Annotated in this window: 13 protein-coding genes; 5 read left to right on the top strand and 8 right to left on the bottom strand. The window is 71.0% G+C overall.

Annotated elements, in window-relative coordinates; translation table 11 throughout:
• Positions 1 to 51: 51 nt before the first annotated feature.
• The 7 genes from ABZV40_RS31245 to ABZV40_RS31215 all read right to left on the bottom strand — a co-directional run bounded on the left by ABZV40_RS31245 (position 52) and on the right by ABZV40_RS31215 (position 8,038).
• Positions 52 to 1,854: a hypothetical protein gene (locus ABZV40_RS31245; protein ID WP_355449463.1), complete on the bottom strand. Its 1,803-nt coding sequence runs from the start codon at positions 1,852 to 1,854 to the stop codon at positions 52 to 54.
• 48 nt (positions 1,855 to 1,902) lie between these two features.
• Positions 1,903 to 2,412, bottom strand: coding sequence for a YbaB/EbfC family nucleoid-associated protein (locus ABZV40_RS31240; RefSeq protein WP_355449460.1), 510 nt, complete (start codon positions 2,410 to 2,412; stop codon positions 1,903 to 1,905).
• 43 nt (positions 2,413 to 2,455) lie between these two features.
• Positions 2,456 to 3,211, bottom strand: a complete 756-nt coding sequence (locus ABZV40_RS31235; RefSeq protein WP_355449457.1) for an ESX secretion-associated protein EspG — start codon at positions 3,209 to 3,211, stop codon at positions 2,456 to 2,458.
• Positions 3,208 to 4,803, bottom strand: a complete 1,596-nt coding sequence (locus tag ABZV40_RS31230) for a PPE domain-containing protein (protein ID WP_355449454.1) — start codon at positions 4,801 to 4,803, stop codon at positions 3,208 to 3,210. The genes ABZV40_RS31235 and ABZV40_RS31230 overlap by 4 nt, the downstream gene beginning before the upstream one ends.
• Positions 4,804 to 4,852: 49 nt before the next feature.
• Positions 4,853 to 5,230, bottom strand: coding sequence for a hypothetical protein (locus ABZV40_RS31225; protein ID WP_355449451.1), 378 nt, complete (start codon positions 5,228 to 5,230; stop codon positions 4,853 to 4,855).
• Between the two features lie 331 nt (positions 5,231 to 5,561).
• On the bottom strand, positions 5,562 to 6,323 hold the full coding sequence (locus tag ABZV40_RS31220; protein ID WP_355449448.1) for an ESX secretion-associated protein EspG: 762 nt from the start codon (positions 6,321 to 6,323) through the stop codon (positions 5,562 to 5,564).
• Positions 6,324 to 6,337: 14 nt separating this feature from the next.
• Positions 6,338 to 8,038, bottom strand: coding sequence for a hypothetical protein (locus ABZV40_RS31215; RefSeq protein ID WP_355449445.1), 1,701 nt, complete (start codon positions 8,036 to 8,038; stop codon positions 6,338 to 6,340).
• A 392-nt stretch (positions 8,039 to 8,430) separates the two neighbouring features.
• Here ABZV40_RS31215 and ABZV40_RS31210 point away from each other — a divergent pair, with 392 nt between their 5' ends.
• From ABZV40_RS31210 to ABZV40_RS31195, 4 genes are all read left to right on the top strand, one after another.
• Positions 8,431 to 9,534, top strand: coding sequence for a sulfite oxidase (locus tag ABZV40_RS31210; protein WP_355449442.1), 1,104 nt, complete (start codon positions 8,431 to 8,433; stop codon positions 9,532 to 9,534).
• Positions 9,535 to 9,582: 48 nt separating this feature from the next.
• Positions 9,583 to 10,218 carry a class I SAM-dependent methyltransferase gene (locus ABZV40_RS31205; protein WP_355449439.1) on the top strand — a complete coding sequence of 212 codons (636 nt, stop codon included), beginning with the start codon at positions 9,583 to 9,585 and terminating at the stop codon, positions 10,216 to 10,218.
• Positions 10,219 to 10,393: 175 nt separating this feature from the next.
• Positions 10,394 to 11,971 (top strand): MFS transporter, encoded by a 1,578-nt coding sequence (locus ABZV40_RS31200; RefSeq protein ID WP_355449436.1) that lies wholly within the window; start codon positions 10,394 to 10,396, stop codon positions 11,969 to 11,971.
• 98 nt (positions 11,972 to 12,069) lie between these two features.
• Positions 12,070 to 13,413 carry a collagenase gene (locus ABZV40_RS31195; RefSeq protein ID WP_355449433.1) on the top strand — a complete coding sequence of 448 codons (1,344 nt, stop codon included), beginning with the start codon at positions 12,070 to 12,072 and terminating at the stop codon, positions 13,411 to 13,413.
• Here ABZV40_RS31195 and ABZV40_RS31190 read toward each other — a convergent pair whose 3' ends face one another.
• A complete protein-coding gene (locus ABZV40_RS31190) occupies positions 13,414 to 14,361 on the bottom strand; it encodes a LysR family transcriptional regulator (RefSeq protein ID WP_355449430.1) in 948 nt (315 codons plus the stop codon). It lies immediately after the preceding gene.
• A gap of 108 nt (positions 14,362 to 14,469) precedes the next feature.
• Here ABZV40_RS31190 and ABZV40_RS31185 point away from each other — a divergent pair, with 108 nt between their 5' ends.
• Positions 14,470 to 15,846: an aminopeptidase P family protein gene (locus ABZV40_RS31185; RefSeq protein WP_355449427.1), complete on the top strand. Its 1,377-nt coding sequence runs from the start codon at positions 14,470 to 14,472 to the stop codon at positions 15,844 to 15,846.
• Positions 15,847 to 15,976 lie beyond the last annotated feature (130 nt).

Here is a 15,976-nt window from a genome sequence, read left to right as displayed (position 1 = left end):
CGGCTTTTCTCCAGTGACAAAGCAGGGTGGGCGGGATCCCGGCTGGGGCGGTTACTCCGGTTGCCTGTTCGGCCGCTCGTGCGAGACGGCCGGGCGCAGCGGCTGGACCGGGGCGCCGCCGCTCTGGGCGGGCGTCTCGTACGCGGCCGCCTGCTGGATCGGCTCGCCCCCGACGAGCGGGTTGTAGCTCTCCTGCACGGGGTCCGCGGCCGAGTAGGCCTGCAGCGGGTTGTAGTTCTCGCGGGCCGGCGCCTCGAACGTGTGGGACATCTGCGGCCCCATCGGCTGTTCGAAGGCAGTGGCGGACTGCAGCGGCTCGGCAGGGTTGGTGTCCACGCTGTTGTACATCTCGTGCGCCTGGATCGGCTGGACGGCCTGGTGCACCGGCGTTCCCGACGTCATGGACACGCCCGAGACCATCGTCGAGTCCGACGCTGTCCTGGCGAGGTTCTCGTGCATCGGCGTGGCCTCCACGCGCGCTTGAGCCATGGGCGCTTCCACGGCTTCCATGCGGTGAAGCGGCTGCATCGGGGCCATGGGGGCTTCCACGCGCTGTGCAGCTTGCATCGGCTGGAGGGCCTCCATGCGGTGCAACGGCTGAGCGGGCTCGGCGTTCATCTGAACTGGGGCCATAGGCGCGTGCACGGCTTCCATGCGCTGCAGCGGCTGCATGGGCTCGACGGCTTCCATGCGGCTCGCCGCGTGCATGGGCTGCAACGGTTCCACGGCCTCCACCCGTCGGAGGGCCTGCATCGGCTCGGCCGCGTTGGCCTCGTGTCGCGCGACGGCCTGCATCGGCTCGGCCGCGTTCACCTCATGTCGCGAGACCGTGTGCATGGGCTGCGCGGCTTCCGCGGGCGCCTCGAACGCGTGCACGCGGGCTGCTGCGGTGCCGTCCGTCTGGACGGTGCCCACGCGCAGCGCGTTCGGGAGGCTGGGCGCCACGTCCTGGGCGGTCTTGCCGCCGGAGGCGCCGGGTGGGGTGTTACCGCCACCGCCACCACTGCCACCACCCGCCACGGCCTCGTCGATCTTCTTGTCGACGTCCTTCTGGGCCTTGTACGCCTCCCAGCCGATCTCGGCGGCGTCAGCGGAGTTCTCGAACCGCTCCCAGCCCTTGCTGATCTTGGCCATGATGCCGTCGAGGTCGCCGATCCGCTTCATCTGACGGCCCAGGGCCGCCACGACGCGGGCGACGCGGGACGCGATGTTCACGCCCAGCGCGACCGCCTTGCCGACCGCGAAGCCGATGAACGCGGGGATGGAGGCACCGAAGGTCGGGATCATGGCGGCGGCGGCGAGGATCGCGCCGCCGATCAGGCCACCGATCAGCTGGGAGATCAGGTCGCGGACGATGTCACGCAGGACGGTGACCAGCATGCCCATGATCGCGACGATCTTGGCCTTGGTCTCGACGGCGTTGGCGAGGTCGTCGAGCTCCTGGCTCATGCCGTCCATGGACCGCTTGAACGCCTCGGACGACTGACCGGTCCAGCCGTCGAACGTGGCGAGCCCGTTCTTGTGGTCCTCGGCCAGCACCCGCAGGTCGGCGGCCTGCTTCTTGGTCGCCTCGACGTTGGCCTGGATCTCCTCGGGGTTGCCCATCAACTGGTTCAGGGCGTCCCTCAGAAAGCTGACGTGCTCGATCAGCCAGCCCACGCCGGCACCGATGATGCTGCCCAGCGGGTCGATCGCGAGCATCACCGTGGACGACGCGGCACCGATGGCGTTGAACGTGATGTCCAGCGCCTTCTCGGTCTCGGACTCGGCGTCCTTGCCGATGCCGTCGATCAGGCTGCCGTAGGCCTCGATGAACAACGAGCCCTTGAGCTTGTTCTCCTCGGTGATCTTCATCCCGGGAGGAGAGGGAAGTGGTTTTTCCGGCGCGGTCATCGCTGTTCCTTACCAGGGCTGGTTGTCGTCGTCGTCATCGTCGTCCGCACGGCGGCGGCCGCGGACGGGCGGCGGCTGCGGTGCGGCGGCCGGTCGGCTCACCGGCGGCGGGGCCGGGGCGGGTTCCGGCTCGTCGTCGATCTCGTCGTAGGCGTCGGTCTCGTCGATCTCGTCGTCGGCCGGGATCGAGTCGGAGACCATCTGGTAGGCCTCGGTGCCCTCGCCGAGCGGCTTGAAGATCTCCAGCACCTTCTCCGCCGCCTGCTTCTGGGCACGCCGCGCGGTCTCCAGGATCAGCGCGGTGAGCCGGGCCGCGCCCAGCTCGACCGCGCGGTGCCCGAGCACCAGGTTCTGCAGGCCGCCGTTGGGGCCCACGGTCACCGTCACCGCGCCGTCCTTGGACGTGACGGTCGCGGTGGACGCGGCGAAGTTCTCCTGCAGGTCCTCCGACTTCTTCTTCAGGTCGGCCAGCTTGGCCTCGTACTCTTCGACCCACTGGGTGGGGTTCGCGGGATTCACACGGTCCTCCGGCGGCGGCGGTTCAACGGCGACTGAAGCGCTCTCACGCGAGCACGGCGTCGATTCGGGTGGCGATGCGGTCGTTGTCGGTCGGCGAGAGGCTGAGCCAGCCGTCCGAGTTGACCATCAGGTAGCGGCCCTGGTGGGTGTCGAACCAGTTGATCACGACGCCCGAACGCTGCCGGCCGCGGGTGACGCCGAACTGGCCGCCCGCGACGCGGTTCGCCGCGAGCTCGCCGAACTGCTTGGCGTCCTGGGAGGAAAGACCGGCCTGCTGCAGCGCGGTCCGGTCGTCCATCTCCTCCGCCGCGCCCCACAGGTCGTCGGAGTCCGACTCCTCCGCCTCCCGGATCGCGACGGCGTCGCGCAACGTCTCCACCCGCACGTTCACCGCCGTGCCGGGGCCGGGCTCGCCGTCGGGCAGCACCCGCACGATCTCGCGGGCGAGGCCGGTCTCCCGGATCGCCAGCAACCCGACCCGGTCGTCGTCGATGATCGCCAGCACGGCCCGCTGACCGTTGGAGACGGCCAGCGCCCGCACGGTCCGGTCGAGTCCCGCGACGGCGTCCACGGACACGTCGTGGTCGTCGAGCAGCCGCAGGTACTCCTCCAGCCGGTGGTTGCCCGCCAGATCGCGCCGGCGCAGCTCGTCGAGCGTCCTCTCGCGCAGCACCCGGCGGTCCTGCTCGGTGTCGCCCTCGCTCGGCACGTCCAGCGGGTAGGGCATCCGGCCGAGCCGCAGCTCGTGCCACAGGACGTCGAACTCGCGCGGCGAGAGCAGGAACTCGGGGGTGATCACGACCCGTCAGATCCCTTCGGCTTCTTGACCTTCGCGCCGCCGATCACCGACGGGGGCAGGTTCTCGCCGGGGACCTCGAACAGGTCGCCGCCCATGATGTAGCTGGCGGAACGGTGTTCCTTGTCGTCCTCGCCCTTGCCACCGCCGTGCGGAGCGCCACCACCCATCGGCGCACCGGCACCCGCGCCCGCACCCGCCGCCGTCGCGCCGCCGGGACCGGTCATGCCCGTCGGCATGCCACCGGGACGGCCCTGCACACCGGCGGAACCGCCCGGCTGCATCGAGCCACCCGCACCGCCGGCACCGCCCGCGCCGCCACCGAACCCGCCGGCGCCACCACCCGCGGCACCGAAGTTCGGCATCGCACCGGGCCGCATGCCGGCGCCGCCACCGCCACCGCCGGCGCCGCCACCGGGACCACCAGGTCCGGTGTAGCCGGGTGCCGTGGGCGTGAAGCCCTTGGGCGAGTTGGGGTTCTGCGGCGTGTAGTTCGGGTTCGGGACGTCCCTGCCGACCACGGGGATCTTCGGGATGTTCGGGTTCGGACGCGGCGTGCCGGACTGGCCCGTGCCGAGGTACGGCGTGCCACCCGACGGGAACTGCGGGGTGTAGTTGCTGCCACCGCCGCCACCGCTCGTGTACGTGGTGCCGGGGTTGGACGGCGGCGTGTAGCCCGGCGCCGTCGGCGTGTACGTCGCGGCGGCCACGTTCGTGTTTCCGGGGTTGTAGTTCGGCATCTGCGGCGTGTAGCTGCCACCGCCTCCGCCGCCGCCACCACCGGGATCGGCCGACGGCGTGTAGCCGGGCGCCGAAGGCGTGTAGGCCGCCGCGGCGGGCGCGCTCGCGCCGCCCTGAGGAGCACCACCGGTGGCCGCGCCGGTGGGGCTGGGCGGAGCGGCCACGGCGCCACCGGCGGCCGCCTGCGTGGACATGAGGCCTTCCGCGCCGTTGAGCGTGGGCGCACCGGCCATCCGCGGCGTCGCCAGCACCGGCTCCTCGACCTGGCCGGTGTTCGGGTTGAACGGCGGCTTGAAGGTCGGCGTCGACGTGTCGATCTGCCGGGAGTTGTTTTCCATCGTTGTCATCACGTTGACGGCCTGCTCGTGCGCCGAGCGCGACGCGGCGTTGGCCACCGCGATGTCGGCGGCGGCCAGCACGAAGGCGGGCGTGCCCGGCTGGGAGAGCGCGGCCGCGGCCTTGTTCCAGTCGAACTGGACCGGCGCCGGCATCTGCGCTCGCGCGGCCTCCATCACGCGGCCCTGGTCGGCGACCTTGTTGCCGACCTCGACGGCGGTGCGGGCGGTCTCGTCGACCCAGGTCCCGAGCTTCTTCATCGCGTCACGGGCGGCCTCGGCGGCGGCACCGGTCCACTTGGACTCCGACGCGGTGATGACGGCGTTGATGGTGCGGGCGGCCTCGGTGAGCTCGGAGCCGTACTTGCCCCAGTCGGAGCTGATCTGGCCGGCCTGACCGGGGTCGTTGTTGTTGTGCACTGCGGCGTAGAGCTCTTCGTGCGAGCGTGACGCCCAGTTCTGGGGGTCCGTGAGGACCGGCTTGTTCTCGAACTCGCTCGGGTCGGTCTCGGGGGGCATGACCGGCTCGCCTCTCGCGTCGATGGGGTCAGCTTGATCCGCGCCGGGATCAGCTGTTCATGAGCTTCTTCAGTTCTGCCTGGTGTTCCTCATCGAGGCGGGTGAAGTTGTCGATCGCCGCGACGATCGAGTTCTTCGTCTGCTCCAGCACCGTGCGGTACGCGGTCATGACGCTGACGAACGAGTACTGCTCGCCCTCGGCGCGATGGGTGAACTTCTCGCGCATGGCGTCGCCGATCGGGTTGGCGCCCAGCGGTGCGGGACGGGCGATGCTGGCGTTGGCGCGTTCGAGCCACGAGTCGACCTGGTCGATCTGGGCCTGCAAGTGCTTGCGGAGCTCCTCGCCCGCGGTCGGGTCGAGCTGCACCTGACCCGAGCTGACGGTGTCCCGCAGCGGGACAGCGTCTTTGTCACCGACGATGTACATGCGTGCAGTATCAAGTAGCTTTATGTACAGCGGTTGCATTCCACGGCGAGTGTGGCCAATTGAGACCCGGCGTTCACAATCTGTTGTCACACAGCGAAACGGGCGATCGTGATGTGAACGGCCGATGATCAGGAAGATCGTTTGCCCTGGTTGTGGGAGCGCTCTCGAACCTTGCCCGTTCGGGCTTCCGATCTCTGTTCACATCACTGGAACGGCCCTTGACCGGGCGGCGGTGTGGCCTAAATCACACGGCTTCGAGGGTGATCCTTAGGCTTGTCTTGATCTTCGCCGCCCGGTCCGCCGGTCGCCGATAAATCGGTCGTCGATCAATTCACGCCAGCACGGTGTCGATTCTGGTGGCGATGCGGTCGTTGTCGGCAGGGGAAAGGCTGAGCCAGCCGTCGGAGTTGACGACGAGGTAACGGCCCTGACGGGTGTCGAACCAGTTGATCACCGTGCCCGAGCGCTCCCGGCGGTGCGTCACGCCGAACTGGCCGCCCGCCACGCGGTTGGCGGCGAGCTCACCCAGCTGCCGGGCGTCCTGCGCCGACAAGCCGGCCTTCTGCAGCGCCTGGCTGTCGTCGAGCTCGTCGTCGGCCGCGCCCCACGGGTCGTCGGACTCCTCGTCGTGGTCGGCCTCCTGCAACGCGGCGGCCTGCTGCAACGTGTCCGCGCGCACCGACATCGCGTTGCCGGGACCGGGTTCTCCCTCCGGCAGCACCCGCACGATCTCGCGCGCGAGCCCGGTCGGCCTGATCTCCGCGAGCCCGACCCGGTCGCCGTCGATGATCGCCAGCACGGCCTGCTCACCGCTGGACGCCGCCAGCGCCCGCACGGTCCGGTCCAGGCCCAGCACGGCGTCCACGGACACCTCGTGGTGGTCGAGCAACCGCAGCAGCTCCTCCAGCCGCTCGTCGTCGGCCAGCCCGCGGTCGCGCAGCCCGGCGAGCGTGTTCTGCTGCAGCGTTTTGAGCTCCTGCTCGGTGGCTCCCTCGCTGGGCACGTCGAGCGGATACGGCATGCGGCCGAGCCGGAGCGTCCGCCACAGGACCTCGAACTCACGTGGCGACAGGAGGTATTCGGGCGTGATCACGACTGCAGTATCGGTCACGGAGGCGTGTAGCTGCACCGCCTGCCCGTTCGGACATGGCCGCGCACGTGCTCACCGATCGCCGGATCGGCCGCGGCCAGCGCGTTCACCGCGCGCCGGATCGCTTTGCCCACCGCGATCCTGGCCCGCTCGCCGGAGTCGGAGAACGGGCGGGTCCTGCCGCCCAGCCCGGTGGCCGCGGCGATCTCGCCGGCGAGCCAGTCGTGCTCGGCCCGGCCCGCGTCGTCGAGATCGCGTCCGCGCAGCTGCGCGAGCCTGTTCCGGTACTGCCGCAAGGCTTCCGGGTCGAGCTGGTCCTGCGCGGTCACGTCCTCGGTCAGGGCGTTCGTGCCGGCGACGAGCTCAACCGCGGCGATCTCCCGGCCGGGGTTGGCGGCGAGCACCGCGAGATGTGCCATGCCGATCCCGCCGTCCACGAGAACACTTCGGCCGCCGAGCCGCACGAGCCACTTCCTGCCGTCGCGCCGCACCGTCAGCTCGCCGTCGGGAGGTGCGGTGACGCCCAGTGCGGCGGCTTCCTGCGCGCACGTCGCGAGCTGGCGGCGTGCCTCGTCGACGTCGCCCGCGCGTTCCAGCGCCTCGGCGTACTTGCGCCGCGACGACAGCGCGGCCGGCCAGTGCCCGAGCGCGAGGTTGTCCCGCACGGCGGCTTTGAGGTGGGTGAGCGCCAGGCCGACGTCGCCGAACGTCAGCGCCGCCAGCCCGAGCGGGTGCTGCGCCGAACCGAAGCACGTGACGGCGAGACTCGCCATGAGCGGCAACCGCGCGTACGGCCGCAGGATCGCGTAGACCTCGCGGGCGACCTCCACGTCGTCGAGCAGGTGCGCGGCGTCCGCGATCCCGCTCATCGTGACGAGCCACGTGCTGGAACGGGGCAGCGAGTCGAGCCCGCGCCGGCACAGCATCGCGAGCGCGCCCTCGGCCTTGCGCCGGTCACCGGCGAGCGCGGCGGCCACCGCGAGCGCGCTGAAGAACGAGTTGTCGACGGTGCTCAGCGTCGGCGAGTGCACGAGGTGGTCCACCAACGGGAACAGCTCCGGCGTGCGGCCCTGGTACCAGCGGATCGCGCAGAGCTGCGCGCCGTACCAGGCCGTCGCGTCCACGTCGCCGGCCTCGGCGCCGAGCTGCGCGCTCGCCCCGGCCAGCTGCTCGGCCTCAGCGAACCGGCCGTCGCGGATCGCGAGCATCACCTCCATCGCGCTCACCACGAACCGCACGGCCAGGTGGTCCTCGTGCTTGAGCCGTTCGCGCAGATCGGTGAGGCGGCGCACGGCGTGCGGATCGGCGTCGAGGAAGTGGTCGGCCACCTGCCACAGCAACGCCATCATGAGGTCGCCCGGCCGTCCGGTGCGCAGGCTCTCGGTGATCATCTCGGCGGCCAGTTCCAAGCGCCGCTCCACGTGGTCCGGCCCGAGCACGCAGTGGTGCGCGAGGCTCAGCGCCTCGACCCGCACCACCGGGTCGGCGACCTTCCGCGCCTCGTCGAGGAGTGCGAGGACGTTCGCGTTCTCGTTGGCCTGGTAGTCGCTTTCGGCCGTGAGCCTGAGCCTGAGTCGCAACGCCAGGTCGGACCCGGGCTCCACCAGCGTGAGCGCGTGCCGCAGCCGAGACCGCACCAGTTCCGCCTCCGCCGCGGTGCGGTGCTCGTGCACCCACACCCCGCCGGCACCGAGCGCCGCCGCTACGAGCGTGTGCACGTCACCTGTGCGTTGCGCTGCCTCGTAAGCCCGAGCGAAGTGCTCCCGGCTGGTGCGCAGGTCCCCGTGCCGCGTCAACGCTCGGGTGCCTGCTTCCAACCACGACTCGGGCGTCACTCCGCACACCCAAGCAGACCGGTGGAACGGGCGTGGAACGGGGTGGAACGCCTCAGGGGCATAACTCGTCGAACGTGCATTGCTTCGAGGGGCGATGCTTCGGGCGGCCGGTCCTGTCGGTGGGAGACTGCGGGACCGGGCAGGGCGAGCGGGACCCCCAGCCCGCTCGTGCGAGGGGGGGACGGTCGTGCGCGGCTCGACGTGTACCGGAGTCGCGCACGACCTTTCTCGTTCTGTGGGACGGCCCCTTGCGGCAGGTCGATAGCGTGAAGCGCATGATCTCTCGGCGCGGCGTGCTGATCGCGGCAGGACTCACGGTGCTACCGTCCCGTGCCGTGGCGGCACCTTCGATCGTGAAGCCGTTGCCCGCCAGCGATTTCATCGTGCGCGGCACGAACGCGGAGACGCGCTGGGAGGCTCTGCGCGACGTCGGTTCGCTCGTGCCGGTGTCGAAGTTCTTCGTGCGCAACCACACCTCGACCCCCGTGCTGGACGCCACCTCGTGGCGACTGGAGATCTTCGGGTCCGGCGTGACGCGGCCGTTGTCGTTGTCGCTGCGGGACCTGCGGGCGCTGCCGTCCTGCTCGGTGGAGGCGGTGATCGAGTGCGCGGGCAACGGCCGGAGCTTCTTCACCTCGCAGCAGGGCCAGAACGTCGCCGGTACACCGTGGACGCTCGGCGCGGTCGGCAACGCCCGGTGGCGCGGGGTGCCGCTCGGCGTGCTGCTGCGGCTCGCCGGGCTGCGGCGGTCCGCGGTCGACGTGCTGCCGGCCGGACTGGACCCCGAGTACGTGACCGGCGGGGTGAACCTCGGGCGGGTGCGGCGGCCGTTGCCGGTGTCGAAGGCGTTGGACGACGTCTTGGTCGCCTACGAGATGAACGGCGCCGACCTGCCGGTGGACCACGGCTACCCGGCCCGGCTGGTGGTGCCGGGGTGGGCCGGGATCGCGAGCATCAAGTGGCTGGGTTCGCTGGAGGTGTCCACGACGCCGCTGCACTCGCCCTGGGACACGGACTTCTACCGGTTGCTGGGGCCGTCGTACCCGGCTGAGGGGACGCTGGTGACCTCACAGGTGACCAAGAGCGCCTTCGAGCTCGGCTGGGGTGCGACCCTGCCGGCCGGGCGCCGGCTGCTGACCGGACGGGCCTGGGGGCCTGCCGGGGTGCGGCGGGTTTCGGTTTCCACGGACGGGCGGACGTGGCGGCGGGCCACTCCGGTGTCCCGTGACGGGTGGACTCGGTGGCAGATTCCGTGGCTCGCCACGCCGGGAGAGCACGTGTTGCGGGTGCGGGCGGACGATCAGCCCGAGGTGGCGCCCTGCAACACGCAGGGCTACCTGTTCGGGGCTGTGGTCCGGCATCCGGTGACGGTTGTTTGATTCTTTTAATAGCTTCAGTGTTGACTGAAGTGGACTATTCTGGCGATCATGAGCGCGGACTGGTTGGCGGACACCCGAACCTCTTACGACACGGTCGCGGCCAGTTATGCCGATCTACGGCGCGACGCCTTCGCCCAGGAGCCGCACCTGCGTGCGGCGCTGGGGTTGTTCGCCGAGAGCGTGCTGGCCCTCGGCGGGCCGGCGGTGGACGTCGGCTGCGGTCCCGGTGACGTGACGGCTCACCTGTGCGGGCTCGGGGTCGAGGCGTCCGGCGTCGACCTGTCGCCCGGGATGATCGACGTGGCCCGGCGCGCGTACCCCGGGCCGCGGTTCGAGGTGGGGTCGATGACGTCCCTCCCGCTGCCGGACGGGTCGGTGGCCGGGGTGCTCGCGTGGTGGTCGTTGATCCACGTTCCCGATGACGAGGTGCCGGTGGTGTTCGGTCAGTTCCGGCGGGTGTTGCGGCCTGGCGGGGTGCTGCAGCTCGGGTTTCACGTCGGGGACGAGGTGCGGGTGAAGACGCAGGGGTACGGCGGGCATCCGATGAACGTGCGGGTGCACCGCCGTCAGCCGGGCGTGGTGGCGTCGTGGCTGCGGGACGCCGGGTTCTCGGTCCAGGCGCAGTGGTTGCTCGAGCCGGAGGAAGAGGTTCCGCAGGCGGTCCTCTTCGCACGGCGTCCGTAACCCGCCGTCTGATGAGGTGGATGAAGGGCGCCTTCCTCCACCTGGTGTGGATGAAGGCGCCCTTCATCCGCGTAGTCGCCCGGCAGGCGGGGTCGCGGACAAAGGCGCTTGGAGGGCGGGACCGACGAGGTCGGCGTGCTCGGCGGAGCGCACCGGCAGGTGTGAAGATCGGGTGGTGACAGTCTCCGCGTGGGCGCCCCTGCGCCGCAGCGCCTTCCGCGCCCTGTGGCTCGCCCAGTTCGCCTCCAACATCGGCACCTGGGCCCAGACCGTCGGCGCCCAGTGGCTCATGGGTGACCTCGGCGGCACCGCCCTGCAGGTCGCGCTCGTCCAGACCGCCACGGCGCTGCCGGTGTTCCTGCTGGTCGTGCCGTCCGGGGCGCTCGGCGACATCCTCGACCGGCGGCACGTGCTGATGTCCGGGCAGGCCCTGATGCTCGCGGGTGCGGCGGGGCTGATGCTGCTGGCCGGCACGGACAAGGCGACGCCGCTGAGTCTGCTCGGGCTGCTCGCGCTCATGGCGGTCGGGCAGGCGTTGTCGATGCCGTCGTTCCAGGCGATTCAGCCGGAGCTGGTGTCGCGGGAGGAGATTGCGCAGGCCGCGCTGCTCAACGGCGTCAACATGAACGTCGGGCGCGCGATCGGGCCGGCGCTCGGCGGGTTGCTGATCGCGCTGGCCGGGCCGGAGGCGACGTTCGCGTTCAACACCGTGTCGTTCCTCGGGGTGCTGGTCGTGCTGGCGCGGTGGAAGAGGCCGTCGGACCACCGTCCACTCGGGACCGAACACATCACCACGGCGGTGCGCAGCGGGGCGCGGTACGTGGGCAGCTCGCCGTTGTTCCGGCGGGTGCTGGCGAGGTTGTTGCTCTTCATCGTGTTCGGCAGCGGGCTGTGGGCGTTGTTGCCGGCCATCGCGCGCGGGCCGCTCGGGCTCGACGCCAGTGGGTACGGCGTGTTGCTGGGCAGCGTCGGGACCGGGGCGATCGGGGGCGCGTTCGTGGTGCCGAAGTTGTTGCGGCGCATGAGCAAGAACCGGCTGGTGCTGCTCGCGACGTGGCTCTACGCGGCGGCCACGAGCGCGGCGGTGCTGACCGGGAGCTTCGCGGTGGTGATCGGGGCGATGCTGCTGACCGGGGCGTGCTGGATCGCCACGCTGTCGACGTTCAACGCCAGTGCCCAGGTGCTGCTGCCGTCGTGGACGCGGGCCCGTGCGCTCGCGTACTACCAGCTGATCCTCATGGGCGGGCAGGCGCTCGGGGCGGTGGTGTGGGGTGCGCTCGCGGACGCGTACGACCTGCACGCCGCCATGATCGTGCCCGCGGTGGCGATGGCGGTCGGCGCGCTGGCGGCGACGAAGTGGTTGCCGCTCATCGACCGCCCCCTCGACGTCACCCCCGCGACCTACTGGGAGGAACCGCCGGAGCTCGACGACACGAACGCCGGGCCCGTGCTGGTCACGGTGGAGTGGCCGGTGGCCGAGGAGAACGAGGACGCGTTCATCGACGCCATGCAACGGGTCGGCCGGGCGCGCCGGCGCACCGGGGCCACGATGTGGGGGCTGTTCCGCGACACCGAGAAACCCGAGACGTTCCTGGAGACCTTCACGGTGGCGACGTGGCAGGAGCACCTGCGGCAGCACCTGGAGCGCGGCACGGTCGTGGACCAGCAGAACCAGGACGTCGCGCGCGGGCTGGCCAAGGAGCCCCCGCTCGTGCGGCACCTGGTCTTCGCGGAGCCGACCAAGCCCGAGTGAACAGGTCCATAGCGGGGAGCTATGAGCGGAAGGGATGATCGCGCACCTCCGGAGGGTGTGACGCTGCTGGGCACCTCACTCACCCTGCGGAGGACCCGATGCGATCAGCGGCACTCGTCCTTGCCCTGCTGGCCGGCCTGCTGGTGCCGGCGGCGGCGCACGCCTCTCCTGCTCAGGCCGCACCGCCGTTGCTGCCACCCGAGGTCGCCAGGACCATCCACCACCCGGCGCCCGAGTCGACGATCTACGCGGCCGTCACCGACTACCCGGCCGAACTGCGCGCGCTGACCCGCGTGCTGGACAACTACACCAGTGCCGACGACGCCACCGTGCACGCCGGCATGATCATGCTCTACCAGGGCCACAGCCACCCGGAGTTCGTCGCCGCGGCGAAGGCCGAACCGGAGGTCCTGCGGGCGCTGCGCCGGTTCGTGGTGCGGCACCTGGACTTCTTCGGCACCGACCGCGCCTACCTGGTGCAGAACGCGACCCGCGAGCTGGGCAGGTTCCTGCAGCACGCCGACCTCGCGACCCGCGTGCGGCCGCTGCTGGTCGACCTCGCCGGAAGGAGCAACGTGGTCGGCAGGCTGGCGCCGATGTGGGTCGGCGTGGCCGAGATGGTCGACTGGTACGACAAGGCGCGATGCGGCCGCTACGGCACGTGCGACTTCCGCGCGCAGATCGACCGGCGCGTGCTCACCGTCCGGTACACCTGCAGCCAGTCGCTGCGGATCCGCGCCCAGCAGATGACCCTCGCCCAGCTGCGCCGGACGTGCACGTCGCTGGCCGGTCAGGACGCCGTCTTCCACCGGCTGGTGCGCGACCCCGGACCCGTCGCCGGTGACCAGAACACCTCGCTGGAGGTCGTGGTCTTCAACACCGCCAACGACTACCGCACGTACGCCGGGGTCATGTTCGACATCTCCACCAACAACGGCGGCATGTACCTGGAAGGCGACCCGGCGCTGAACCAGGCGCGGTTCATCGCGCACGAGGCCGACTGGCTGCCGACGTTCCAGATCTGGAACCTCAACCACGAGTACACCCACTACCTCGACGGCCGGTTCGACCTGCACGGCGGCTTCGACGAGAACATGACCACGCCGACGGTGTGGTGGGTCGAGGGCTTCGCCGAATACCTCTCGTACAGCTACCGCAACGAGGTCTACGCGGACGCGCTGGCGGAGGCGAAGAAGCAGACCTACGCCCTGAGCACGCTCTTCGACACGACCTACGACCACGACACCAAACGCGTCTACAACTGGGGCTACCTCGCTGTCCGCTACCTGGTGGAGAAGCACCCGGAGGACGTCGACGCGGTGCTGGCGAGCTACCGGACCGGAGACTGGGCGGCGGCACGGGACCACCTCACGCGCGTGATCGGCACGAGCTACGACGCCGACTGGTACGCGTGGCTCGGCGCACTGGCAACGGCCGGCTGATCACTCCACCGAGGCGAGGGCCGCGCCGCGGTCCTCCCACCACGGCCGGAACACCGGGCTCGCCATCGCCTGCTCGGCGTAGGCGTCCAGCACCTCGGCGTACGCGCGGCTGGCCTGTTCCCAGGTCAGCCGCTCCCGCCGCCAGCAGAACACCAGCCGCATCCGCATCGGTGCCCCGGCCAACGGTCGCACCTCCACGCCCGGACCGCCCTGCGACGTCGGTTCGACCAGCTGCACGGCCTTGCCCGCGGCGATCAGCTGCCGTCCGGCACCGCTCGGCACCTCGAACCGGATCCGCGGCACGAACCCCGCCGCCCGGCAGGCCGCGCGCAACGTCGTGAGCGACCCGTCCTCGGCGCCGGGCGGCCCGACCCACGCCTCGCCGGCCAGGTCCGCGAGCTCCACCTCCGGCTGGGCCGCCAGCGGATGACCAGCGGGAAGAGCGATGTACACCGGCACCCACGGCACGACGATCCGCTGCGCCACGCCGCGCGGGAGGCCCAGGTCGCCCTCCTCGTCGACCGCGATCACCGCCGCGTCGAGGTGGCCGTTCGCCAATGCCAGCGCAAGTGCGGTCGACGACGGGTCGACCACCAGCGTGACGTCGTCGTCCAGCGCGTCTTCGAGGCGGATGAAGAGCGCCGCCACGCACTCCATGTGCACCGAGCCGAACCGGATCGGGCCGCCCCGTCCGGCCATGTCCGAGCCGAACGCCTCCAGTTCCACCAGCAGCAACCTGGCCCGTCGCAGCATCTGCGCGCCCAGCGCGGTGGGCACGGCACCGGAACGGCCGCGGTCGAACAGCTTGCCGCCGACCAGCCGCTCGACCCGTTGCAGCAACGTCGTGAGCGAGGGCTGGGAGATGCCGAGCTGGGTGGCCGCGCGCGACAGGCTGCCCGCGTCACCGATGGCGCAGATCGCCCGCAGGTGCCGGATCTCCAGTTCCATAACCTGAGGCTATCGCCGATCTGGAGTGGCGCACCCCCGCCGATGGGCGCGAGGCTGGCAGGAAGGACCACTCTGAGAGGACGCGAATTGGCTCGGACACGCCGCGACATGGCGAAACTCGTGGAGGCCGACGGCTTCCGCTCCTACATCCGCGACGGCTGGGGCGAGTGGGACAGCGCCATCGACCTGCCGCGCGGCACCGCCGAGGCGGCCCAGGCCCACCGCGCCAGGCTCGCCAGGGCGCTGCCGGGCAAGCGGATCGCGCTGGCCGCGGGACGCGCGCACGTCCGGTCCAACGACACGTTCCACCCGTTCCGCGCCGACAGCGACTTCGTGTGGCTGACCGGCTGCCAGGTCGAGGGCGCGGTGCTGGTGCTGTCCGGCGACGACGCCACGCTGTTCGTGCCGGTGCCGTCCGAGGCCCACAGCGTCGACTTCTTCGGCGACGCCGACCGCAGCCCGTTCTGGATCGGCGCCGCCGCCGGGCCGAAGGAGTGGGGTGAGGCGCTCGGCATCACGGCCCGCCCGCTGGAGGACCTCGCGCACGCCCTGCGCGGCCGCCACCCCGAGACGCTGACCGCCAAGGGCGTCGACCCGCTGCTGGACGCGCTCACCGGCTCCCACAGCGACGAGCTGCGCACCGTGCTCGCCGAGCTGCGCCGGATCAAGGACGACTGGGAGATCGACCAGCTCCGGCAGGCCGTCGACGCGTCGGTCAAGGGCTTCGCCGACGTCGCCATGGAGCTCGGCCAGGCCGTGCGCGGCGGGGGAGAGCGGTGGCTGCAGGGGACGTTCGACCGCCGCGCCCGCACCGAGGGCAACGGCCCCGGCTACACCTCGATCGTGGCCGCCGGCCCGCACGCCCCGGTGCTGCACTGGACCCGCTGCGACGGCCGCGTCGACGAGGCCGACCTGCTGCTGCTCGACGCCGGTGTCGAGATGAACTCGCTCTACACCGCGGACGTCACCCGCACGTTCCCGGTGAGCGGCGAGTTCTCCGCGGCGCAGCGCCAGGTCTACGACCTCGTGCACGCCTCGCACGTGGCCGCGCTGGCGGAAGTCAGGCCGGGCAACGACTACAGCGCCTTCCACCACACCGCGATGCGCGTGCTCGCCGAGGGCCTGCACGACTGGGGCCTGCTGCCCGTGTCGGTCGACAAGGCGCTCGACCCGTCCGGTCAGCACCACCGCCGCTACATCGTCTGCGGCACCGGGCACTTCCTCGGCCTGGACGTGCACGACTGCGCCGACGCCCGGCAGGAGACCTACCAGCAGGGCATCCTCGAACGCGGGATGGCGCTGACCGTCGAGCCCGGCCTGTACTTCCACCCCAACGACGAGACGCTGCCGCCCGAGCTGCGCGGCATCGGCGCGCGCATCGAGGACGACCTGGTGGTGACGAGCGACGGCGCCGAGATCCTCTCGGACGCGCTGCCGATCGCCGCCGACGACGTGTCCGCCTGGATCCGCAAACAGCGTTCGTGACAACGATGAACGGCGCATTTGTCCACCACAGGTGCACCTGGTGTTTTAACCAGGATGCTCTTGACCTTTGACATGGGTACGGCCACCGCTTGATCATCTTTGGGTTCCTCTCACAGAGCTCAAAGACAAA

Source organism: Lentzea sp. NPDC004782 (genome assembly GCF_040609115.1).
Classification (GTDB): domain Bacteria; phylum Actinomycetota; class Actinomycetes; order Mycobacteriales; family Pseudonocardiaceae; genus Lentzea.
The sequence above is the reverse complement of the archived record's forward strand: the minus strand, read 5'-3'. Positions and strand labels throughout refer to the sequence as shown.